The sequence below is a fragment of the Paenibacillus pabuli NBRC 13638 genome (assembly GCF_001514495.1).
GTDB classification, from domain to species: domain Bacteria; phylum Bacillota; class Bacilli; order Paenibacillales; family Paenibacillaceae; genus Paenibacillus; species Paenibacillus pabuli.
The window spans coordinates 543,306-567,269 of record NZ_BCNM01000001.1 but is presented as its reverse complement, the minus strand read 5'-3'; the positions used below and the strand labels follow the sequence as shown (position 1 = coordinate 567,269).

Annotated in this window: 18 protein-coding genes; 3 read left to right on the top strand and 15 right to left on the bottom strand. The window is 46.6% G+C overall.

The annotated features are described in order from the left end of the window. Positions 1–29: 29 nt before the first annotated feature. The 5 genes from PPA03S_RS02030 to PPA03S_RS02010 form a co-directional block, all read right to left on the bottom strand. Positions 30–1,658, bottom strand: a complete 1,629-nt coding sequence (locus PPA03S_RS02030) for a helix-turn-helix domain-containing protein (RefSeq protein ID WP_062319284.1) — start codon at positions 1,656–1,658, stop codon at positions 30–32. After that, complete coding sequence (locus tag PPA03S_RS02025) at positions 1,643–3,400, bottom strand: sensor histidine kinase (protein ID WP_062319282.1); 1,758 nt, start codon at positions 3,398–3,400, stop codon at positions 1,643–1,645. Before PPA03S_RS02025 ends, PPA03S_RS02030 begins: the two co-directional genes overlap by 16 nt. Positions 3,401–3,457: 57 nt before the next feature. Next, positions 3,458–5,146 (bottom strand): extracellular solute-binding protein, encoded by a 1,689-nt coding sequence (locus PPA03S_RS02020; protein ID WP_082703959.1) that lies wholly within the window; start codon positions 5,144–5,146, stop codon positions 3,458–3,460. A gap of 141 nt (positions 5,147–5,287) precedes the next feature. Then, positions 5,288–6,838 (bottom strand): glycoside hydrolase family 43 protein, encoded by a 1,551-nt coding sequence (locus tag PPA03S_RS02015; protein ID WP_062319280.1) that lies wholly within the window; start codon positions 6,836–6,838, stop codon positions 5,288–5,290. A gap of 19 nt (positions 6,839–6,857) precedes the next feature. Beyond that, positions 6,858–8,687: a family 43 glycosylhydrolase gene (locus PPA03S_RS02010; RefSeq protein WP_217998908.1), complete on the bottom strand. Its 1,830-nt coding sequence runs from the start codon at positions 8,685–8,687 to the stop codon at positions 6,858–6,860. Between the two features lie 176 nt (positions 8,688–8,863). Here PPA03S_RS02010 and PPA03S_RS02005 point away from each other — a divergent pair, with 176 nt between their 5' ends. Then, positions 8,864–9,637 (top strand): helix-turn-helix transcriptional regulator, encoded by a 774-nt coding sequence (locus tag PPA03S_RS02005; RefSeq protein ID WP_062319278.1) that lies wholly within the window; start codon positions 8,864–8,866, stop codon positions 9,635–9,637. Between the two features lie 83 nt (positions 9,638–9,720). Here PPA03S_RS02005 and PPA03S_RS02000 read toward each other — a convergent pair whose 3' ends face one another. Next, entirely contained in the window at positions 9,721–11,238 is a 1,518-nt protein-coding gene (locus PPA03S_RS02000; RefSeq protein WP_062319276.1) for a glycoside hydrolase family 43 protein, read from the bottom strand. Positions 11,239–11,435: 197 nt separating this feature from the next. Between PPA03S_RS02000 and PPA03S_RS01995 the strand changes: the two genes are divergently transcribed. Both PPA03S_RS01995 and PPA03S_RS01990 read left to right on the top strand, forming a co-directional pair. Then, on the top strand, positions 11,436–12,380 hold the full coding sequence (locus PPA03S_RS01995) for an AraC family transcriptional regulator (RefSeq protein ID WP_082703958.1): 945 nt from the start codon (positions 11,436–11,438) through the stop codon (positions 12,378–12,380). Between the two features lie 215 nt (positions 12,381–12,595). After that, positions 12,596–13,075: an immunoglobulin domain-containing protein gene (locus PPA03S_RS01990; RefSeq protein WP_062319274.1), complete on the top strand. Its 480-nt coding sequence runs from the start codon at positions 12,596–12,598 to the stop codon at positions 13,073–13,075. A 195-nt stretch (positions 13,076–13,270) separates the two neighbouring features. Here PPA03S_RS01990 and cydC read toward each other — a convergent pair whose 3' ends face one another. The 9 genes from cydC to PPA03S_RS01945 form a co-directional block, all read right to left on the bottom strand. After that, the gene (gene cydC, locus PPA03S_RS01985; protein WP_062319272.1) at positions 13,271–15,028 is read right to left on the bottom strand and encodes a thiol reductant ABC exporter subunit CydC; all 1,758 of its coding nucleotides are present in this window, start codon (positions 15,026–15,028) and stop codon (positions 13,271–13,273) included. Next, a complete protein-coding gene (cydD, locus tag PPA03S_RS01980; RefSeq protein ID WP_062319270.1) occupies positions 15,025–16,863 on the bottom strand; it encodes a thiol reductant ABC exporter subunit CydD in 1,839 nt (612 codons plus the stop codon). Before cydD ends, cydC begins: the two co-directional genes overlap by 4 nt. A 66-nt stretch (positions 16,864–16,929) precedes the next feature. Next, positions 16,930–17,943, bottom strand: coding sequence for a cytochrome d ubiquinol oxidase subunit II (locus PPA03S_RS01975; protein WP_062319268.1), 1,014 nt, complete (start codon positions 17,941–17,943; stop codon positions 16,930–16,932). Continuing rightward, positions 17,940–19,304 (bottom strand): cytochrome ubiquinol oxidase subunit I, encoded by a 1,365-nt coding sequence (locus tag PPA03S_RS01970; RefSeq protein ID WP_062319266.1) that lies wholly within the window; start codon positions 19,302–19,304, stop codon positions 17,940–17,942. The genes PPA03S_RS01975 and PPA03S_RS01970 overlap by 4 nt, the downstream gene beginning before the upstream one ends. Before the next feature lie 646 nt (positions 19,305–19,950). Then, complete coding sequence (locus tag PPA03S_RS01965) at positions 19,951–20,475, bottom strand: redoxin domain-containing protein (protein ID WP_245683486.1); 525 nt, start codon at positions 20,473–20,475, stop codon at positions 19,951–19,953. Positions 20,476–20,507: 32 nt separating this feature from the next. Continuing rightward, entirely contained in the window at positions 20,508–21,221 is a 714-nt protein-coding gene (gene ccmA / locus PPA03S_RS01960) for a heme ABC exporter ATP-binding protein CcmA (protein WP_062319262.1), read from the bottom strand. Then, entirely contained in the window at positions 21,214–22,035 is an 822-nt protein-coding gene (locus PPA03S_RS01955) for an ABC transporter permease (protein ID WP_062319260.1), read from the bottom strand. Before PPA03S_RS01955 ends, ccmA begins: the two co-directional genes overlap by 8 nt. A 25-nt stretch (positions 22,036–22,060) precedes the next feature. Beyond that, positions 22,061–22,636: a nitrous oxide reductase accessory protein NosL gene (locus PPA03S_RS01950; RefSeq protein WP_062319258.1), complete on the bottom strand. Its 576-nt coding sequence runs from the start codon at positions 22,634–22,636 to the stop codon at positions 22,061–22,063. Next, on the bottom strand, positions 22,633–23,949 hold the full coding sequence (locus tag PPA03S_RS01945) for a right-handed parallel beta-helix repeat-containing protein (protein ID WP_062319256.1): 1,317 nt from the start codon (positions 23,947–23,949) through the stop codon (positions 22,633–22,635). Before PPA03S_RS01945 ends, PPA03S_RS01950 begins: the two co-directional genes overlap by 4 nt. Positions 23,950–23,964 lie beyond the last annotated feature (15 nt).

Here is a 23,964-nt window from a genome sequence, read left to right as displayed (position 1 = left end):
CAAGCCCGTGACCTTACTTCTCTTCCTAATTAACGAACCATTAAAGATTCCCTGAATTCCTGGGGAGTCATTCCTGTCACCTTTTTGAAGAAACGGGTGAAGGAATGAGCTGCCTCATAGCCCACCTGAAGCGCAACCTCACGAACCATGAAATCGGCATTTCGAAGCAGATCCTTCGCCTTCCGTATACGCAGCTCGTCAATAAATTCGGAGAGGTTAATTCCCATTTCCTGTTTGAAGAAACGGGAAAGATACGATGGATTAAAATGATAAAGCTCCGCCAGTCTGACAAGGGAAAGGTCTTCTTCCAGATGCTCCGTGATGTAAGTACACAGGGAATGAATTACGGCATTTGCCCGATCCTGTTCATTCGAGCTTTTGAAGCGTACCAGTTGGTCGGCTGCCTGATACAGAACCTGCACGGCATCCTTCATACACGTATACTCGTTAAGATGCAGCAATCTGCGCTGATCGGGTATATCCTGATGCAGACCCCAACGATTGATAGTGGAATACAGATGAAGCGCCAGATTATAGTAGGTTTCCATGGCCCTCTCCAAGGTCACATCCTGCTGCATCAGTTCACTGGCCAATTCTTCAAACACTTCGTAAAATTGCTGGATTCGCCCCGTTTCCAAATACCCTGACATCAGATCGATTCGGTTACTGACCCGTGTAAGCTCCTTTAGGCCCTGATTCGGCAGAACCGTATCATAATCCCGAAGCACCATGGAAATGCCATCACCAATCTTCATCCAATGAAGCTGTCTCAACCTCTCGTATTGTCGGGGAATTCCGGACCAGTAACAACTGTTCCCAGCCAATGCAAATGCCACGGATATGCCAAGTGAAGTCATGCATGCTTCCTGCACCAATTCCAACGTACCCTCAAGATATCGGACAAGGGAACTGCCTGGCTCTGTTTCCATCTGCTTGGGCTGAATAAGCCATACCATATCTCCATAATGGTCCGGCACGCTCACGTGAAGCGTCTGCTCATCCATCAGGGAGGAAACGATCAATTGTGCCGAAGCCTGAATCTTAGCGCGCTCCGTATGGGCATATTTATCCTTGGAATGAATCCGGCCAAGCACAACATATACGGGGGAAGAAGCATGCACTCCAAGCTCCCAGCGTTCCAATTGTTTCTGAATCTCAACAGTAGAGCGCTCATACGCATGACTGCTCTGAAGCAGACTCCGTAGATACTCTTCCTGCTGAAGCAGATCCAGCTGACAAGTGATTTCGTATGACTTCTCCAGCAGCTCATGCATGTGGTGACTTTTCCGAATCTCTTCCATTACTTCCTTCACTACAGATAACACCTTGTCATAACCTTCTGTTTTGAGCAAATAACGGACATTAGGCATCTGAAAAGCCCTGTAAGCATAGTTAAAGTCACTATAACCTGTTAGAAAAATAACGCGGCAGTGCGACCAGTAGGCCTGAACCTTTTCAGTCAGCTCAAGACCGTTCATACCCGGCATGCGAATATCGGTCAAAACGATATCAATTCTGGAGCGTTCCAGCCAGGCTAAGGCCTCACTCGCTGAATAAGCCTTGCACACATCAAGTCGGTCAGGCATATATCTTGCAAAGGTTTCATAGAGAGCATCCGTAATAATGTCCTCATCATCCACAATCAAAAGTCGATACATCCGTCTTCCCTTCCTTCCAAATGAATTCGGATTATGACCTTTAATCCCGACAGCTCACTTCTTGTCAAAACCAGACCGCTTTCTTCCCCGTATGTAAGCACGAGGCGTCGATGAATGTTTATTAAACCGGTCATTTCATCCGAGTCGCTTTTTTCCAGTATACGTCGTTGAAGCGCCTCAATATGGTGATCCTCCAATTCATGTCCATTGTCCTCCACACTAATCTCCGCGATCTGTTCCTTGATGCCAAACCGCACTCGAAGCATGCCCGGATCGGTCATTTTCTCCAGACTGTGCTCATAAGCATTCTCAATAATTGGTTGTAAGATCAATCGAGGAACACGAATACGCTCCATCGTCATTGGCACATCCCCGAAATCTGCCTGTATACGTCTGGAGAAACGCAGCTTCTGGATTTCCGTGTATATCCGTGAATGGGCTGCCTCTTCTTCAAGCCTTACCTGATCCGTCTCATTCCGGGTAATAAACCTGAAATATTCGCCAAGCATGCTGGTGAATTGCTCAATTCGCTCCGTATCCCCAGTTCTTGCAAGTGAGTTGAGAATAAAGAAACTGTTATATAAAAAGTGGGGATTAATCTGGGACTGAAGCTGCTTCAATTCGGCGCGCTGTGTCATCATCGTTTGTTTGAAGTTGCGATCGATCAGCAACTGAAGCTTTTCAAGCATCTGATTAAACCGGGTATACAGGAAGCCAAACTCATCCTTACGCTTATGCACGATAGGAATATCCAGCATCCCTGTCTCCATTTTTTTGAACCTCTTGACAAGCAAAAGCAGAGGAATGTGGATGAGCTTGTAACTGGAATATAGGAAGGCTGAAATAGCAATAAATGATGTAATGGCAAACAACCATGCCCAATGATAGAACTTGCTGAGCGGCCTTTTCACACTTTCTTCCGGCAAATACGTTGCTACAGACAAGCCCAGCGGCTCCATACGGCTCTGACTGACATAATAGCGTATGCCATCCACCATTACCTGAAATGCACCATAGTCCCTCTTAGCTATATGGTCGCGATATTCAGAAAGGATAAAGTCACGTTGCGAAAGGTCTGTAATGATAAGGCCCGTCTTTTCCTCTATCAGGAAAGAACCGCTGTCAGGGTACAGATTAAGCTGGGTCAGTGCATTTTGGAATTGTTCCGTATCCAGCTCGACCTGGACCGCGAACAGCGGAGCCTCTCCCTTTTTCCCGGTTTGCTTTACGGCACTTAGGTTCATGCCACCCTGCTTTATCGTAAAGCGGACTCCTTTTCCCTGCTCGCCTGAGCTGAAGTACTTATAAGAATCGCTGTTGTAATCGTCGATTCCGTGGGTGGCGGAGACGCTTTTGCCAATCGTGCGAATATGCACATGGACATTTTTGATATAGACACTGCTATTTTTAAATGTAGCCAGCCTTTCGGCCAGATAGTTCAGTGTCTCTCGACGATCTACCTGATCCATCATGTTCCATAGAACGGCGAGCCTGTTCAGCTTTCTGTCTTCCACAATGTCAAACTGCTGCAACTCCATCCATTCAATCTCCCGATTCAGTTCTTCCAGATAACGGGCAAGCCGTCTTTCCGTTGATGACGATATTTCCTGGCTGGCATTGTCATAACTCCAGTTGTACAGATACGTCCCCAACAGGATTAGCGGAAGAACAAAGATCAGATAGGTCACAACCAGTCGTGCGAAGATGCTGCTGCGCCATGATTGGGCCGGGAATTTAATCAACTCATCCCCTCCAGAGTGTGATTGCCTTCTTGCAAGAACGCACCCTTGAGGAAGGATTTAACGTTCCAATGCTGTTTTTGTATCTTGGGTATCGAGCCACGCATTAACCTCCGCTGTGATCTGATCTCCGCCCAGTCTTTTCCAATTAATCACAAACTGATCGAACTCTTCTATGGGTCTGCCCAAAATGATATTCAGATAGGCTTCAAGTTGAAGATTATTCAGTATCATCTGTCGGTCAATCATTGTATCTGTAATTCCTCCCGTGAATTGATCGTATAACAGCTGTCCGTTTCTTTCGTAGCCATCCGCTATGCTGAACGCTCCGGAAGCCCCATAGGTTTGATCCCATCCCCAACCACTCTCTACGTCTTCATGGATGTAAGCTTGAATTCTTTTTTGAATAGCCAATGCTTCATCTTGGAGGACCGAAAGATCCCCTGTGCGATTCGCTTCCTTAATTTGGCGATAGGCGTCAAGGTTTTTGGTTCCTGGAAAAGGGGTGACTGGCGAGAGCATCCATACGGCCTTGGAATCGTCATTGTAGTAGGTTTCGTACTCTGCCTCCTCGCCCCAATTGGTCTCCAAATGCAAATTCATGAGCTTCAAAATGACTTCTGGGTGGGCATAGTCTTTTCGGACAGCGAAATACTGCCAGGTATTGGTGCGAAGCGGCACTTTCGCCAAACTTCCGGATTCTGCTGCGATAGGAAAAGCCTGCCACTCGGCCTCTGGATCGACCTCCCGGCTCGACTGGATCATAAAAGGAGTCCACTGTTCACCATACAACATGCCAATTGTTCCGTTCTGGATCAGGCGTGCTTCATTCGTTCCTTTTTTGTAGCTGAAATCGGGGTCCAGCTGGCCATCTAGGTACAGGTTTTGCAGCACTTGCAGCGCCTTTCGGACTTCGGGTTGTATGCCTCCGTGTACGAGTCTCCCATTCCCATCCTTGATCCATATATTCGGATATGCACCATATCCGGCCATCAGGCCGGCAGCCCCCATGACTGGGTCCCACAAGTGATTCGTTAGGGCAAGTCCGTACGTATCCTGTAAACCGTTACCGTCAGGGTCTCTTACTGTAAACGCTTTAGAAATTTCAAGCACATCTTCCATGGTTTCAGGGGGACGAAGCTGCAGACGTTCAAGCCAGTCTGTTCTAATCCACAAGTACTGGGCAGTTTCGATGGAGGATGCGGTTTCAGGTATAGCCATCAACTTGCCATCAATGGTTGCCGCATCAAACGGACCGCTTCCTTCTGCCTCCAATATACTCTTCGCAAGTGGAGAGGCATAAGTTTGATAGACCTCGGACAGATCCTGGATCAGTCCTGCATTGCTCAGTTGTCTCAACTGGTACGGATTGACCCTGACAATGTCAGGAATACGTCCGGCAGCTAGAGAGACCCCCAGCTTCTGACCGTACACGTCTCCTTTGGCGATCCAGTCATATCGGAGCTGTATACCCAGCTCCTCCTCATATAGCCTGGTCCAGCGATTGTCCAGCAAAGTCTCTCCAGGCAGCCGGCTGATCATTTGTTCCAGGTCGTCTCCTGTTTCTCTGACAAAAGATACCTGTACCGGAGAGCTGTATTTTCTGAAATTCGGCTCATGATCCGCAGCCTGCACGTTCATATCTATAAAGTTTTGTTCCGAATATCCACGTGTATGTCCTGTTGGTATGCATGCACTGAGCAGTAGAATCACAGCCAATTTTGTTTTGGTTAATACAGTGATGCGCATATGATGCACCCCTATTCGGCTGATAAATGTTGTTTTCCTGATATTGGGACTTGTTCTCATTGTACATGAAATAGCCTGACTTAAGCAGAAAGAAGCAATATATTGTTAAAAAAGCCGCCAGCTCGGCGACTTCAATTCTATTCATTCCAGCTCATCCGGCAGCCTCACCTGATATTCAAAATTTGAAAAATCAGCCATTCCTCCAGTCATTACTGTGGAATATAAAAATAATCCGATCCGGCATCCCATAAAATGATCCAGCTTATAAATCATCTTGTGAGTGATACCAAGCGGCTTCCACGCCGCTCCATCCAGGTAGAAGAATGTGCATTCGTCCTGATTGTCCACGAAATTCCCAATGGCCTTGAGCTTAACTTCTGTTTCCCCTATGGGGATTCTTGCATATTCGGTGGCTGGCTCCGCATCAACCAGATTACCGAAGATGGTTGAATCTTCACTGCTTCTTGCTTGCATGACCAGATACAGACGACCTTCGCTCCTTGTAAGTGCAATCAAACCATATGTGCCAATCAAAAAACATAGTCCTGCATAATCACCGTCCTTCAGCCCGCTTCCATCCAGTGTGACAACGGCTTCACATACGGGTCCCATTGCGCGCTGCGTCAGCGTATTAACCGCAAAGGTCAGGTTGGGACGAATATGTCCGGATTGAATTCGATAAACGCCCGGTTTGTCGGTAACGGACCAAAGGTCATTGTTTGGGTTATGGTTCCATTGCCAAAAATCGCTCAGTCGTACACGCCCGTCATCGCCGGGTTCATAATAAAAGCTGTCGCTCCCAACCAGTGGTTTATATGTATAATCTGGTCTCGTGCTCGGAATCAGGATTTGTTTCGGAGCTTGTTTGGCGAATACTGGAATACCATTTTCGAAGTGCAGCGGGACCAGCACTGGTATGCGTCCGATGGCACCATGATCTTGAAACAGCATGGCATACCAGTCTCCGACCGGCGTGTCCACGATCCCTCCCTGGGCTACCCCTGAATTGAAATACCCCATATCATCATTGAATACTTCCCCACCGACAAACTCATCTTCCAGTGAATCGGCCATATAACAGGCTTGTGTTCTTCTGCCAGAAGCTTTGGAAATGTGGATCAGAAACACAACATATTTACCGTTGATTTTGTAAAAGTGAGCGCCTTCGTAACCGAGGAAATGAGGCTGTTTGTCTTTTACGATTATGCGGTGTACTCCGCTCTCTTCGGGTCCGGATAGATCGGAGCTTAATTCTGTCAAATAAATTTCGGTATTACCATGAATCAGATAAATTCGATCATCATCGTCGAAAAACAGCGAGCAATCATGATAAAAACCTTCCACATACCGCTTCGTCCATGGGCCCGTTATTTCTTGAGCTGTGTACAAATATGTCCTTTTCGTATCATTGGCTACAAAAATAACGTAGAACGTATCGTTATGGTGCCGAAGCGAGGCAGCCCACATGCCTTTGCCGTAAATTTGCTTGCCATCCTCCAGACACTGGGCGGGTGTGTCGTCAAGTGTATCGTACACATAAGCGGCAGTCTCCCAACGGATTAAGTCATAGGATCGCAGGATGACGCAGCCTGGCATCATATGCATCGTTGTACTAACCATATAATAAGTGTCTTCGACCCGAATGACATCAAGATCCGGATAATCAGCCCATATAATCGGATTTGCAAACATACTTTCTGTTCTCCCCTTTCTAGTCATGTTTCACCACAACTTCAACAGATACTTTAGCGAGTTCTTGTTTCAGATCACGTTCTTCAGTTAAATCCAGAACCGGAAATCCATCGATGTCAAAATGAACACGGCGAATTCCGCAGGCTCGAGGTGCGTCCAAGCCGGATCTGGCATGGTAAACATTCCATGTGATACCTTGATCATCCATTACATAGGAATTGTGACCCGGTCCAAATTCTCCCGCAACACTCCTGGAAGTTAACAGAGGATAATTCCATTTTGTCCATTGCTCCGGGTCCAGCACGTCGTCATGAAGATTCAGGGTTAGAAGTCCTACACAATAGGTCGCATCCACAGCTGCACTCGCAAATGTTAAAAACAGCCTGTCGTTTCGAATGAGCGCAAATGGTCCTTCATCGACATACGTGTGGTTGTTTGCCCAGCCATAATCCGGTTTGGACAGCAAGACAGGTTCACTCTTCAACCTCCATGGCTCTTTGGAGTCAAGTTTGGCAATGTAAAGCCACGCTCCAAGATCTACAGGTACAAACTGGCGCTCAGACCAGCACGCATAATACTCATCGTTCCATTTGAATACTGTCATGTCGAGGGAAATTACTTTTCCGGCTTCACACAAATAGGTTCCATCATTTCGAAGCACGCGCTGAGGTTTGGACCAATCTGCTGCATGAGTTGGGTTACCGTCAGGTCTCAGTTTCATCACATGGCACTCTTCATTCAAAAAATCACCAGAGGTCGCTGCATGAAAAAGGTATAACTCATCTGCAATGATATGCAGCTCAGGCGCCCACAACAGACCTTTAATGTCGTCATACGTGCTGGTGTCCAAAATCAAGGTTTCCTGGGCTTCAACGAGCCCGGCGATCGTATTCGATTCCCGAATATACAGCGTTTGGTTGTGATCTTCATCATTCGTTGCTACAAAATAGTACTTGGATTTCCATTTTGTGATGCAGGGATCTGCACGGTTAGCAGCAATGGGAAATGCATAATGCTCCTGTACAACGGTACCTGTCACAAGATAACTGCCTTCCTCCTCCCATGTTACCAACTCCTCATTCCAATCCACTTTCTTGATGGAAGTGGTACCATCGCTGTATTTTGCGATTGCCTTAAGCGCTTTCAAACCTTCAATCGAGGTTGCATTGATACGGTCCGGGACTTGGATCGCTATATTATCAGGCGGTGTTAGCCGGTGGACTGCGCGCTGTGCAACTTGACGTGGAACCTGAAGCACATTACGCGGAATGATTCCTTCAATATCCGGGGATGCCGATGTCAGTGCAAACGCCTCAGTCCTTATCGGGATGGAAGCACTTGTTAGGGAGAAGAGATTCTGCATCGTGTTTTGAAAAAAGCAGCCATTCCCATCTCTCCATCGGATCACATAAGAATGGGTTAACTCATTATATTCACACATGACGTCATGGACATGCACATCGTCTTTCAGATCAATTAGACCAATTTCTCTATAATGCAGCAGATCAGTTGAATGAAAAAATAACACAGCTCCCTTGCTCTCTTGATCCTGTTGCCCTTCGGCTTCTGTACGTACTGCAATAACGCCATATGTACCGTCTTGAAGCATGAACACGTACGGATTTTGCAAACTTTTGGCATTCAAGGTGCCATTCTCATTTTCCGTTGCCTTTGCAAACAATACACCCGAGTTATGGTTGAGCGCGCGGTAATTTGATCCATCTTCACTGTAGGCAAGGTGCATGCTGTATGCAAGCCTCGGTGCGTAGATCTTTTTTTCTTGAGGAGAGCGGGTATAGGAGAGGATATAGTGATATTCCTTCTCCTTCTCCACTTCTGATATCATCATAATATGTCCCCTTTATTGATCATTTCAAAGACTTATCCGTCGATATATCCATAACGTTCTTCTAAATAATGAATGATTTCTCGATGGTTTTCCCTTAAAATTATAGAATAGAAGTGCCTTTCAAAGAATGATATATGCTAACGCAAAATTGATCTATTCCAAGATTGGAGAATAATATGAATACTATTTTTTATGTCGGTTACGATGCCGCTCATCCTGCTGATTTCATTTATGACATCCCCGAAGGTCATGACTTCTGGCTTCTCATTCTTACACAGACTCCAGCGGAATTCTGGGTAAATGGCGAGATAAAAGCGTATCCCGCCAATTGTGCCGTTCTATACCCGCCTTATCAGAAAATCATGTATCGTGCATGCACGGATCAATATGTGAATGACTGGGTGCGATTTCTTTCGGATGAATCGTATGTACTGGAAACAGCTATTCCGTTAGGTACTCCCATTCTTCTTCCGGATCCCGGTTATTGTCATCAGCTGTTTCAATTGCTGGCTACCGAAAATTTTCTTCAGTGTGATTACCGTGAACTCTCCATTGATTATTTGTTTCGGATTATGTTTAACAAGCTTCTCGAAGCCTCTCAGTCCGTAGAAAACAAGCCTCATTATCAGGATCTTTTGAATTTGCGCAAAGCCATTAACCACAATCCAGGCCAAGATTGGAGTGTTTCTATCATGGCTGATTATGTTCATCTTAGTCCAGGCTATTTGCAATCCTTATATAAAACTACATTTGGCATCTCCTGTATGGAAGATGTTATTCAATCCAGAATTCGTCTGGCCAAAGAAAGACTGATTCATGGCCAGTCCAGAATTTCAGATATCAGTGAACTTTGCGGTTATCGGAATGTGGAGCATTTCTCCAGGCAATTCAGACAAGTAGTTGGCTGTACACCGCGCAGTTATCGCAAATCCATCACTTCTCCATCCTAACCGACGGCAGAAGATACTCCTTCAATGGACATGAAAATTCCGCCGGGAGCTGACTTCCGGCGGAACCATGGTCAAGTTCAATCTTATTTGTGATCAAATCTCCATTGGCTCATGCTAATGACAGGCTTCTCATTCGTTCTTCCACCAACCACAATATATAAATCATGAACGCCCTGTGCGCCTGTAACTGGGGCTGAGTATTCCAACCACGTATTGTTCATGTCTGATGCCTGGATGAGAAGTTGACCGATTAATGGTCCGTCAGGATGATCCAGGCGAAGGGCCATACAACCCTCAGTGCCACTACTGGAGATCGTTGCGCTAAAGCTGCCTGCTCCTTCATGACCAAAATCGACCTTCGACAGAGCGATCCAGCTTCCACTTTCCATATCCGTGACGATAACCTCTGATTCAGAGGAAGATTCAGTATCACATAAGTTGACTCCCATCGTCTTCACTCCTGCACTCCATCCGATGGTCGCAGCAGGTACCCGCTGAAATGGGTTAAACAACTTTACCTGATCTACCCCCTGATAATCTGCATCCATCTCATAGATGTGTGCATCAGATTCACCAAAGTGAATTCGATTCAGATGTGTAGAACGATAGCCGTCAGGGACATCCAGGGCTTGGGATAATGTCTGGGCGTGATAAGCCATGTACCAATGCTCCGCAAATTGAAATATGGCATGATGGTTATTGCCGCCGACGCCAAAAAAGTGCCCCGGATTTTTGAGTATGCTTCCTCTGTATGTCCAAGGCCCCATTGGCTGGTCGCTTGTCATATAGGCAATCTCGCCAGCTGGCGGATTGCCCTCCGGGCGAATACCTTCGTGAAAATTGGAGCAGTACGTGAAGTAGTAGACGTTGTTATATTTGTGTATCCCTGCATCCTCAAACATGTACGGGGCAGGGATAACCTTGGCCCTACCTACTACACTGGTCATATCATCTCCCAATCGCATGACTCTTGCCGTGTCGGGCCTCTCTGCTTGTCCTTCCGGAATACCGCCCCCGAAATAGATATAAGCTCTGTGATCATCATCGACCAGCACGGCCGGATCGAACACCCACGGCACACCTTCAACCCCGGGAGTCTCGCTGGTAATGAGTGCTTTTCCAATTGGATCAGTCCACGGTCCTAGCGGACTTGGAGCAGACAGCACCCCAATACCGCTGCCATTATTGGAGAAATACAGGAAGAACCGATCCTCGCCATCCATGATCTGGTGGGCAGCAGCTGGTGCCCAGGATTGCGTAGCCCAAGTAGCTGCACCTTGGGGTCCGGCAACCTGAATTTCGCCGTGATCGATCCAGTTGAGCAAATCATCTGAGGAAATGATGGTAATGCGATTAATTGATTTGAAGCTGTTATTCTGAGGGAGACCGTTTGCATCCTGCTCCAGTGTATCACTTGTCATATACAAATAGACCCGATTATTAAACACAAGGGCATAAGGATCGGCTCCAAATTTATGGGCAACCAGCGGATTACCGTTTGGAGGCATTTTTCCGATAGGTGACTTCATACTTGACGCATAGGTAGACGCTGCGCTTTTTCCCGTTTGTTCCCCGGCATTGGTTATCGAATTATTATTCATTGAAAGATTCCTCCATTAAACGTTAATATATGACCCATGAATATAGCTGCATGATCCTTGTTTCAGGTGTAAATTATAAAAGAAACCGTTTGCAAGAATGGGTGCATCATGATAGGATGATTACATTTTAAGGTAAACGGAGTGCATTTTCATTGCGTATTCCGCTCTGTTTATTGCGTGAAAGGACGAGGTGCTTTGTGAACGGACCCTATTTGTATGATCCCATCCAACCTGAACTCTTATATCTACACCGCGTGACCACGTACAAGCTGGAATCCTCTTATCATCACCACGATGCCTATGAGATCTACCTTTTCCTTCGTGGCAACGTTAACTTTTATATCGAGAATCACTGTTACCATTTGGAACCGGGCGATTTGCTTGTCATGTCTCCGGAGGAAATGCACCGTACATATATCATGGACGAATCCGAATATGAACGAATTACCATTAATCTTAAGAAATCATACCTGCGTCGGCTCTCCACTAGGGCAACCAATCTTTCCGCATGCTTTGATTATCGTCCCAAGGGGAAAGGAAATATCGTACATTTGCACGATTGCCAAATGAAGCAGCTCCTTCAGCTGGCTGAAGAACTGGAGAATGCCCTTGCATCGGACGCGTATGGAGCGGACATCAAAATCAATGCAGCGATTGCGCAGCTGCTGGTACTGATTAATCAGTCGTTTCAAGATACAACCTTTACTCCTACGGACATCATGCCAGAGATTGTACGTCAAACGATGGATTATGTTGAATCCCATATCACACAGGAGATTACGCTTCCGAAGCTTGCCGAGACATTTTATCTGAACAGCACCTATATTAGCCGCCAGTTCAAAAAGCATACCGGACTGACGCTCCGCTCGTACATCTTGAACCGGCGTATTGAACTCGCCAGATATTACCTGTCGGACGGGATGAGCATTACGGACGCTTGCTTCCAGTCGGGATTCAGCGACTATGCCAACTTTATTCGCAGTTTTACCAAGGTAGCCGGAATCTCTCCAGGCAGATTTGTCAAACAAAAGCGAAGTCCTGCCGAGTCATCCTTTTCTTTTGAAAACGATACACCTTCATTCAGATTAAGTCCTCATCAGAAAAGCGCGCCTAGGGCGATGTCAAAACGAGATAATCGATGATCTCTTTTGTTCCGAAGCTTGAGGATAAAGCTTGATATAACCCAGTCAGTGTTCGATTAGTTCACCGCTATAATCCGTTACTGCCTAATGTCTTCAGCTCTTCCTCAGCCTTAATCTGAATACTTTCAAACGACTTGGAAATTTATACATTTTTGATAAGAAGATATGATATATTTGATAGGTAATTTTAAATATATTCCAGAAAAGAGGATATTATGAAAAAGGTCGTTTTGCTATGTGCTGCAATTTTCATGTTTTTGCTCTCTGCCGCTCCCTCAGCGTCTGCTGCTGGAGACCGCCTCATTTACGACATCATGTATAACAATTCGATTCCCCTCGTATCCAACAACATCAGATTTTCTCTGCAATACAGCGTCTACGGAGACCTACAGCTCTGGGATAACCGAACACGCACGATGTTATGGAACACCAAGACCAGTGACACGAGAATAAATCACTTCAAGATTGATTATTGGAGTGGAAAACTAGTGCTCCAGGATCCCCAAAACACACCTTACTGGACGTCAGACAACAAGGCATGGTCTACATCGTGGTATGGAGCGGACAATGTGCCAGCCAACCTTAGAGGCAACGTGCTCATCGTTCAAAATGACGGCAATCTGGTGTTATATAATACAGAAACTCCGAGTATAGGTTGGTATCCTGTATGGGCATCCAATACAGGAGGCCATTAAGGCTTGTTGCACTGCAGAACCGCTTAATTGAGGCTTCATTTCATTGATGCTTGCCCCTCATTTCTTTTCGGATTTCATACTAAAAATACACTCCACACAGCATTAAACGTGTGCGAGTGTATTTTTTAGTATAGCGGGTATTCAAAACTGTGATGGAGCATACTCTTTCATTTGCATTAGTGCATATCTTGCTCTTTACACTCCATGTTCTCCGATCATTTGCCGCTCAATCTTTTTCATTTCATAAAAATAACCTTTTTGCTCCATTAACTCCGCATAGGAGCCTGCTTCCACTACCCTTCCCTGGTCCATAACGATAATCCGATCCATCTCTTCCAGGCCGGTTAGACGATGACAGATCAGGAGAACGGTATCTTCGGCCGCTTGCGTGTAGAGGTGTTTCAACACACGATCTTCTGTCACATAGTCCAATGAGGATGTAGGCTCGTCCAGGAGCCAGAACCGTCCCTTGCGAAGCATCGCCCGTGCCAGAGCCAGTCTCTGCTTCTCGCCATCGGATAGATTTTCACCTCTTTCATATACCACATCACTCAATGAGGTATTGGGCAGCTGCACTTTAGCCAGCACATCCAGCAATTGTTCGTCCGAATGTTCTTCTTCATTCAGCATGAGGTTATCCCGGATCGTTCCCCGGAAGAAATGACTTTGCTGTAACACCACATTAGCCGATTGCCAAATGCTCTGCTCATCCAGCTCCTTCACCGAAACGCCATTTAATCGGAGTTCGCCTGTCATTGGTGTACGCAACTTAAGCAGCAATTCAATTATCGTGGACTTACCTGACCCGCTCGGTCCGACAATCGCTGTTTTGGAGCCTGGCAATAGATGCAGTGAAACATCCTTCAATGCAGGGTTCCACTCCCCTTCGTATTGAAACGTCACACCGGAAAGCTCAAGCGAAACGCCTTTGTCACCAGAAAGCATTTCACTGGCATCGAAATTTTGCTCCGCAGGAACATGCACATCAAAAGTTTGGATGGTATCGGTCTGAACCGTTTCCGACAGCCTTTTGGCAGCGTGCTCGCTATCCTGTTTATACAAGGGTAATGTCGCCATTGCCGCAGCTTCTTCGAATACGGTAAGTGAAGCCATGACCAGCATCGCAAGAAACACGCCAGCAAGTGCTCCGTCGATAATGAGATAGGATCCTAGTGCCAGCACCCCCCACGAGATGAGGAATGTAACCAGAGCGTGCATGGATTGTCCGCGCAGCAAGTGTCCGGCAGCCCGCTTCTGCTCGTCTGTTAATACAGCGGAAGCCTGCTCTAGCTGCTGTTCGCGCTGTGACAGTTGGCCGTATATTTTCAAATCCCGAAAACCATACAACACTTCGGTAACTTCTGTGGAAAGGAACGCCCGCTGCTGACGAACACGTCCATGTATTTTCTTTTGCCCGATTAGTACGATTCCCGGTACAACCAAGGCCGTTATGAGCATCCCTAGTGCAAACAGAGCCGCAATCCAGAAGGAGAAGGCTGAAGTAAACAACACAGTCGCCAAAAAGACCATGACAACAATGATCGGCGGATAAGCGACGCGCAAAAAATAATGCTGCAAGCTTTCCACATCTCCGACGATCCGCGAAAGCAAATCCCCACTTCGTTTTTTGTTCAATATGCCTGGCGTTAAAGGAATAAGCTTGGCAAAAAAGGATGTACGCAGACGGCTAAGCATGGAGAACGTCGCCCGGTGAGAATACAAGCGCTCTCCATATCGGCTCGCTGCCCGCAGCAGACCAAGCAGCTTGACCAGTGAGGTGAGTACAATTAAGGTATACAGCGGTGGTGCAAATACGGTTTGTGAAATCAGATAGCCGCTTGCCGAGAATAGGGCCACTCCAGCTGTGCCGGCAATAAACCCACCTAGAATCGAGAGGATAATATCCTTTCGTTCCTGAATCATGGCTTTGGACAAAATCGCCAGTTCACTCATGTTAATCCCCCTTTCCGTTGAGCATCGACCATCTCGGCATACTGAGGCAGGCGCACCAGAAGCTCTTCATGCCGTCCTGAATCAACTAACACACCATGGTCCATAAATAATATACGGTCGGCACGTTGAATCGTATATAATCGGTGAGCCACCGTAATCATCGTTGCCGATTTTGCCAATGTGGCAATAGAACGCTGGAGAACACGCTCAGTATGCAGATCCAGTCCCACTGTGGGTTCATCAAATAAAATAACGGCAGGTCGCTTCAAAAATGCACGTGCCAAGGCAAGCCGTTGTTTCTCCCCACCAGACAGACCACGGCCTCCTTCACCAACCAAGGTATCCAAGCCCTGCTCCAACTGAGCGACTAATGCAGTAAGTCCGGCTTCGTCTGCTGCCTGCTCCATCTCAGCTCTGGATACGCTCCGACCCGCATCGATCGCAATATTTTCGGCAAATGTGCCAGCGAAAATATACGGATGCTGTGTAATGTAGCATACACGTTCAAACCAAGCGGTCTCATCGTGTTGCAGTCGTGGGCGATCATTCACCCGAACTTCTCCCGATGTAGGGTTCAGCAAACCTGCAATCAGATGGAGCAGCGTCGTTTTCCCTGAGCCGCTTTTGCCCACAATGGCTATATGTTCTCCCGGGCGCAGCTGGACCCGATCCGTCTCAAGCTTGAATGAATCCGGCGCATACCGAAATTGCAAATGATCCAATGTTATGGATGGCGGTATGGAAACGTCATTAGAAAAAGGAGTTTGCAATGTCCCTTCCTTGACCTTCGTTGAAATCCGATCATCCTTGTGGATCTTGTCAATCCCAACGGGGGTGCCCGCTCCCTCTTTTCTATCTGCCGGCTTGCTCCCCCCAGCCGTTTCCTCAAGCATCTGCTCTACTTTACGAACCGCTCCCATACTTGTCCTTCCGCTGTGAAAGGCTGTTCCCGTATTTTTCAACAGGCTGTAAAACTCGGGAACCAGTAACAAAACAAGAAATGCAGTGTGGAACGACATCGATTTGAATACAAGCAGCTGGATAGCCAATTCGAGAGCAACCACTCCGATGCTTAACATGACAATGGATTCCAACATGAACGTATTCGTAAACGCAATGCGCAAAATACCCATCGTGGCATCCCGGTAACCGAGGCTGCTTCGTTCAATTTCCTGCTGCTGGCGCTGAGCCCGTCCAAATATTTTCAACGTTACCAGCCCTTGAAGAGAGTCTAGGAACGTACCGGAGAACTCGGCCAGCTGTGCATATTTCTCCTCCGATTTGTTTTTCGTTTTTAGTCCCACTAAAATCATAAACAAGGGGATAAACGGGGCCGTAAACAGCATAATGAAGCCTGAATTGGCATGCTGCATAAATGTTACCACCAAAATCAGAATCGGAATGATGGCAGCCTCCATCATACGCGGCATATACAGACTGAAATAACTGTCAGCCTCATCCACAGCATCCAGGGCAACACTGACCTTTCCGCCTGTTTGTCCACGAAGGGTTGATGGCATCGAAGCATGGGTCAAACTTTGCAGTACGGCTGCCCGCATATTCCTCTTGGCACTGGAAGCCATATGCAAACCAACTTTTCCATTCCCATAAGACAAGCCTGTACGTACGACCATGACAGCCAGGAGCAGCCCGAGCAGCATAACGACCGACGAGAAGGAAGCCCTCTCCACGAATATCCGTTGGACTGCCTCAGCGAGCAGTACGGCCTGACTTACAATGGCTGCACCCAGCGCGAGTGAAATGGCCGCAAGGAGCATGAGACGTTTTCTTTGGCCAGACATTTGTTGAGAGATCAGACTTGTTTTCCTCTTCATGTAAGCCCTCCTCCTTTCTATGAATGCCTATGAGATGACTCCTTTACATCGCATACTGAATTCAATTTATTTTTTTCCCTTTACATAATCCGCATCAAACAGAAAGAGTCTGAAGACCAGAATCAAGGAAGGAATCAACATACACATGCCACCGATAAACACAACAACCAGTGCGAAGCCCATTGCTGGTGAGGTGACACTGTTTTGAATGGTAATGTACGGATCAAGGATATAAGGATATTGGCCAATTCCGTAAGCGAAAAAGGCACAGAAAAATTGCAGCATGATACATATAAACGCTAATCCGTAGCGACGTCCGTTATAGATCAGCCACATCGCAATCATGAAGAATGCTACGGAAAGTGCAAGCAGCCACCATAAATCCATCATATTTTGAAAATGTCGCTCATTGTGCTGTCCCAAATAAATAAATGCAGTCAGTGCGATGATAATCGTCGGTGTACTCCAGAACAGGGCATAGGTCCGTACCAGCTTCAATGCAGAATGATCCTCTGCCCGCGACGCATAGAAGGCCAGAAATGAGCTGCTGATGAACAATACGGACACAATTGCCAGTCCAACGATGCTCCATGATAACGGATTGGTAAACAGCGTCCAGTAATCCAGAGAAACCGTCGAACCCTCCTTCACGATAAAACCACCTTCAGACAGCGTTAGCGCAACGGATAGCGAAGCTGGAATAAGCAATCCCGAAGCTCCATACAGAAACAGATACACGATATTATTTTTGGAACCATAGTTCTCAAAGGCATAAAACGACCCACGAATGGCGAGCAAAATGACCGCGATGCTTCCCGGTACGAGCAGTGCTGATCCGTAATAATAAGCTGTGTCCGGAAAGAATCCGACGATGCCAATATAGAAAAAGACAAAAAATACATTCGTAATCTCCCATACCGGTGATAAATAACGGGAGATCAGACGATTAATCAGGTGATCCTGTTTCGTCAAGCGTGCATAAAAGGCAAAGAAGCCCGCTCCGAAATCAATGGAGGCTACGATTAAATAGCCATACAAGAACAGCCAGAGCACCGAGATGCCAATCAGTTCGTAACTCATGCACGCTCACCCTTTTCTGTAGACGGATTGCGCTTCTCCTTCATCCATTTCTCCATCTCGGCTTCTGCCGGATTATTGTTGAACAAACGTCTTAACACCAGAACACACATAACTCCCAGAACGATGTACAGCAGCAGGAAGAAGAAAAATATCATTCTGATGTTGGGTGATGAAGTGGCGGCTTCCTCCACACGCATATATCCCCGGATAATCCACGGTTGTCGTCCCAGCTCAGCATAGAACCATCCCAGCTCAACCCCGAGAAAAGCCATCGGTGCGCCTAGCGCTATGATCCCAAGCAGCCACTTGTTCAGTTCATTACGCTTTTTCCAGAACACAAACAGGAAGTACAGAACCGAGATAGCCAGCAGCGTAAATCCAATTCCGGCCATTAGATCAAACAGGTAGTGAACGAGCAGCGGCGGCCATTCGTCCTTCGGAAACTCCTCCAGTCCGGTAACCTCTGCATTAAAGTCACTGAAGGCCAGGAAGCTGAGCAGTTTCGGCAGGTGAAGAGCTCCTATAATTTCATGCTCCGCATTCAGCCATCCCAATAAAATCAAATCCGCGCCGCTTTCCGTCTCAAAATGCCATTCTGCTGCTGCAAGTTTCTCCGGCTGATGCTCGGCCAAAAACTTGGCGGACACATCTCCCGCTAATGTGTTCAGCAAGCCGAACAGCAGTACCACTGCCATCATGAGATTCAAGGATTTTTTGTGGTATGCAGATGCCCCCTTTCTCAGCAGCGCAAAGGCTGCAATTCCGGCTAACAGGGCAGCTCCTGTCAAATAGGCCGAGCTTAACACATGAAACACCTTGGAAAACGTCGCCGTATTCAGCATCGCCTCCACCGGGTTAACCGCTGTGAATTGGCCTGCTTCCATGACAAAGCCTCCAGGCTGGTTCATGAAGCCGTTCACCGTTGTAATAAATACAGCCGACATGCCTGCCCCGGTGACAATTGGGATCGTCAGCAGCCAGTGAATGTACGGATTTTTGAATCGATCCCACGTGTACAAATAAATGCCCAGGAAGATGGCTTCAAAAAAGAACGCAAACACTTCCATGAATAGCGGGAGTGCAATGACATTCCCTGCCAGTTTCATGAAATTCGGCCACACCAGGGCCAGCTGCAGGGAAATCGCTGTACCGGTCACCACACCAACTGCCACCGAAATGACAAACCCTCTTGACCACCTTTTCGCCATAAGTGTGTAATGGGGGTCCTTCTTGCGAATCCCCATGAACTCTGCAATAGCGATCATTAGAGGGATACCGACGCCAAGCGTTGCAAAAATAGCATGGAACCCCAGTGTCATACCTGTCACCAGTTTGCTCCACATCACCGTATCGATTGCCATTGTTTACTGCCTCCTTTCAAATTCTGTTCGATTTTCGTCATGTTTGAATCTTTTAATAATTAGGTCAGTCAGCCTTTGAACTACGTCCTATATCAGGTTTAGAGGTGCCCCACGAGATTGGATCAGAATTTGTCTATAAAGTGTTCCTCCATCGTTGTATGTATATAGAGAATTTTTTCACAAAGTAAGCGACGAAGGAGGCTTTACCAGACCATCATTGTGTGCTGCTACGCTTCGATACTGACTAAGCATACGTTGACGAGCCTGTTCTAACTGAGATTGGAGGGCCAAAGTACTTAACGGGACCTAATAGTTAAAATTATTATATCTTTGTGAGTTAGCAATTCAATCGCTGACACGTCTTCGTCCCTAAATGTTCAAGAAAGGATCAACTCTTTCTGACAACTCGGTGAAAAGCGTAAAAAGTACCCAAAGGAGCTATTGATTCATTGGGCACAACCGTGGTATTGCATTTTTTCACTATGCGTTCACGATGTTCGGAAAAAATCGTTCGAGCTTGCTCGGATTCGTATAGCAGCCTTCAAACAAAACAAAAAAAGCCGCTTTTAAGGGAGCGACTTCTAAATCTTAAGTCTTTCAAATCGGCAGCTCTGTTGGGCATTGATCCTTTAATTCTTCAATTCCTTTACTGTACGGTCTCCTCCAGCCATTGCTGCAAGGGAATATCCTCAGTCAACTCACCAAGCAGAATGTGGCTGAATATGCCTTCCTGATTCACAATCATGGTTGCTGGCAGCCCGGTGATGCGGTACAGACCGGAGATTTTTCCGGTCACATCAATGATAACAGGGAAATCGAATTGCTGTTTCTCCATAAATTCACGTATCGTTCCCTTCGCTTCCCCCACATTGACAAACAGGGTCTCCACGTCGTTTTGATATGTCTCGGCAATCCGATTAATCATCGGCATTTCCCTCACACAAGGAGTACACCATGAAGCCCAAAAGTTAATCATGACGACCTTGCCCCGATAATCAGAGAGCTTTACCTGTTCTCCGGCGGAATTAACCGCATTGAATTCAGGAGCGATTGCACCGGTTTCAATGGCACCGATTCTTTGGGTCTCGGAAGATGAAGTCCCCTGGTAAATCGTCCAGCCAGCGGCCAGCAAAGCAGCCATTCCAATCAGGATTGTAATCAAACGTCTCATTTTCCAACTCTTTTTTTTCAATAAATTCACCTTCATTTTAAGCCAAGACTATGATGAAAAGCAGCATGAAGCGAACCGAACTGTTGACGAAACTCCTCTGTAGAGCCATCTCCCACATTACGTCCCTGGTTCATAAAAACAACGTGATCTGCAACATCATCTGCGATCTCAAGCTGGTGGGTGGAGAACACGACCATATGCCCCTCCTGTTTGATCTGTTTTATCAGAGTTGCAAACTCCTTCATCCAAAAAGGGTCCAGTCCATTCGTTGGCTCATCCATGATCAGCAGCGGAGGCCTGGCAAGCAGAGCCTGGGCAAATAACACACGCTGCCGCATGCCTTTGGAAAAGGTCGTGACCCGTTTATTTTTTTGTTCGGCCAAGCCGACCAGGGATAGCACTTCCGTTACTCGCTCTTTGGGCACTTTCCTAAGCGCCGCCCAGAACTGGAGCACTTCCTCTGCAGTCAGACCCTGGTTGAACTGATAATCATCCGGCATATATCCGATCTGTTCCGAATAGCGCTTTCGTTCTTTGGACCAGCGCAGCTTGTTTACAATGATCTCACCTGATGTAGGTTGAAGAATACCTGCGATCATTCGCAGGACAGTGCTCTTTCCGGCCCCATTCCCCCCACATAAGGCAAGCACATGACCAGAAGAAATACGAAAGGATATATCTTCAACGACCTGTTGTTTTTTTATGGATTTGCACAGACCAACAATCTCCGCTTCCACGTTACCCATGGGAACGCCCCCTTTCCCAGATCCCGTAAACTGCCATGATCGAACATGCAACCCACAGCAGGCATATCCCCATAAAGATCCAGCTCCCGCTGGATGGCTGCACCCAATCTACCCACTGATAATATTCAGGTCCCAATATGGAGCCCCCGCCAAGTTTGATCACAACAAACAAACGTACCAACTCAGCCGGATTGATGAAAGTTAGCAAGGTAAGTAAAGGTTTTACCCACTGATAAGGCATGAGTCCCAGCACGGAGATGAGAAGTGTAGGCCATCCGATCACAGCGAAAAACCAAACAGATACGGATATCGTTAACGCTTGCCACCGATTTTTGGATAACGAACCGATGAACAGTGCAATAGTGAGAAATAGCAGTACCAGTCCGCAGGAGAATACCAGAAACAAAAGGTACGTCATCACATCTATAGGGCTGTCCACCCACCCACTAAGAAGTCCCATCAGGCCATATCCAAATGAAATGATCGTCACTAATACAACCGACAGACCCAGATATTTGCCAACAATAAAAGACATCGTGCCAATGGGGTATGTGGACATCAGCTGCCAGCCCCCTTCTTCCTTCTCGGAAGTCAACGAGAATGAGCCCAGAAAAAGGGTCATCAGCGGCAAAAGATAAAGAATAAGATTTAACATGGAACCTGTAGTGCCAGAGTATCCTGCTACAAAATTCTGAGCATTAATGATCAGCAAACTCAGGCTAAATATGCAGAAAAGAATCAAAAATGAATATGCCCAGGGGTTGCGAAATCCCATTTTTATTTCTCGTCGGAGGACTTGTAACATATCTCCCATCATGCATCACCAGCTTCATTGGTCATTACTTATGGCCTGCATCTTCCATTGAGTCACTTTCCCCATGTGTTTCATCATGCATGCCTTCACCCATTCCCTCTTCGGAATGCCCGTGCTCACCCATCATATCCATCATCTCCGTGTTTTGTTTCCAGTCGTGGGAGGCGAGGTCTTCAGCGGTCATGATTGTTCCCACACCCTGTTCGGCAACAAAAGCTTCGGCAGATGGTTTATCCTTGAAATTGAGGATGCCGTAAGCCATGGGTGTACGCAGTGAAGCATCATATACATACGTGGCTTTGCTGTACTCAATCCATTCCTTGTCATTATAATCACGAACAAAATCCATCCCGATATTATCTGTTCCGTTTTCTTCTTTCCACTGGTGCATACAACCAATGTCATCAAATTTGTAATTTTTACCGTCTTTCGTAGTAAGCTGTGTGGCATAGGCATCATCCTTCACCTGCATTTTGCAAATGGCGCAAATATCCACGTCTTCATTAATAGGCAATGCCTCGTATTTTTTTCCGCATGCTGTTAATAACAGTACCCCAAAGAGAAGCACCATAACTGTTTTCCAATGTGTTCTCATTTTCATTTTCGTAATCCCCCCATATTGATCATAATAAAAGTAGCCATGCCCAGCAGAATGCACCCGATGATCCAAACCCCGGTTGTCTCTTTGATCGCTTGTGTATCTGTTTTCGACGTCAGTGATTCCGCTTCCATGTTTATTAACGGTGATCTGTCGGTTGTCCACTCTGCCTTGCCTTCCGTAAACAAGTTGCTCATAAAGATCATGCCTGGAGATTGAAAGAAAAGCTGATAGGCCGAATTTCGATTGACCACTTGCTCATAAAATGGATTAATCCCATAGGAGAGTTCACTAATTCCATCATCGTTCAGGTCAAGGCCCTGAAAGGAATCCCAGTAATTTTCCTTCATCTTATTGTTCCGGCTGTCCATCGCTGAAGCTTCTATTACATTCGAAACAAATTGGTTTTTGGTAAACTGGTTATCCTCAGCAAGAACAAGCTGAATGCCGATGAAATTCCGTAGTACCGCATTGCCGCGAATTTCATTTCCTGAGGATTCGGCAATGTTCATTCCCACGCGATTGCCTTCCACAATATTGTTGTAAATCGAGGATTGCTGTACGTCATACAACAGAATCCCCTGTGAGTGCACATTTTCGCTCTGTTTACGAAAGGTATTTCCCGATACAACCGTATTCTTGACGCCCATCACCATGGCCCCGGTACTATTGTTCTCCCCCACATTGTCCACAACAGAAGAACCATCGATGTACATACAATGAATGCCATACCTGGTATGTAACAGTGTGTTAGCCTTAACCGTAAGATTGCGACTGTTCTCCAGATAGATGCCATCGCGCATTCCTTTTATTTTGTTGTCTTCGATGTGATTACGATGGGAATTGTACAGATCAATGCCGTTCCCCTTTTGACCACTGGAGGCAGACTCCGGTCCAGCCCATGAAATGGTATTGCTATGTATGAGCCCATCGACAGAACCCCGCAGCACAATTCCGAAACTTTGACTCTGAATATCCAAATCCGTGATCTCTGCACGATCTCCTTCAACCTGAATCGCTGCAGTGGGTTCGTTCGTTAGATGTTGAATCCGGAAACCCTGCAAAGTCACTCCATCGGAACGAATGGTAATCGTGGATACAGCTTCTGTATTCAATACTGTCACGGACGAGTCCCCTCGAATGGATATATTCTTGTCTATACTTACGGGACCAGAATAAATACCGTGCTCAAGCACAACCACTTCTCCAGGTCTAGAACCATCAATGATGGGCTGGAGGGGTATAGCGACTTGGTTTCCGGGAGCAGCGTTTACAGAGCCAAGCGGGTAAGATAGCAAGATTGCCAATATCCCCATGAGAAGAAACACGCC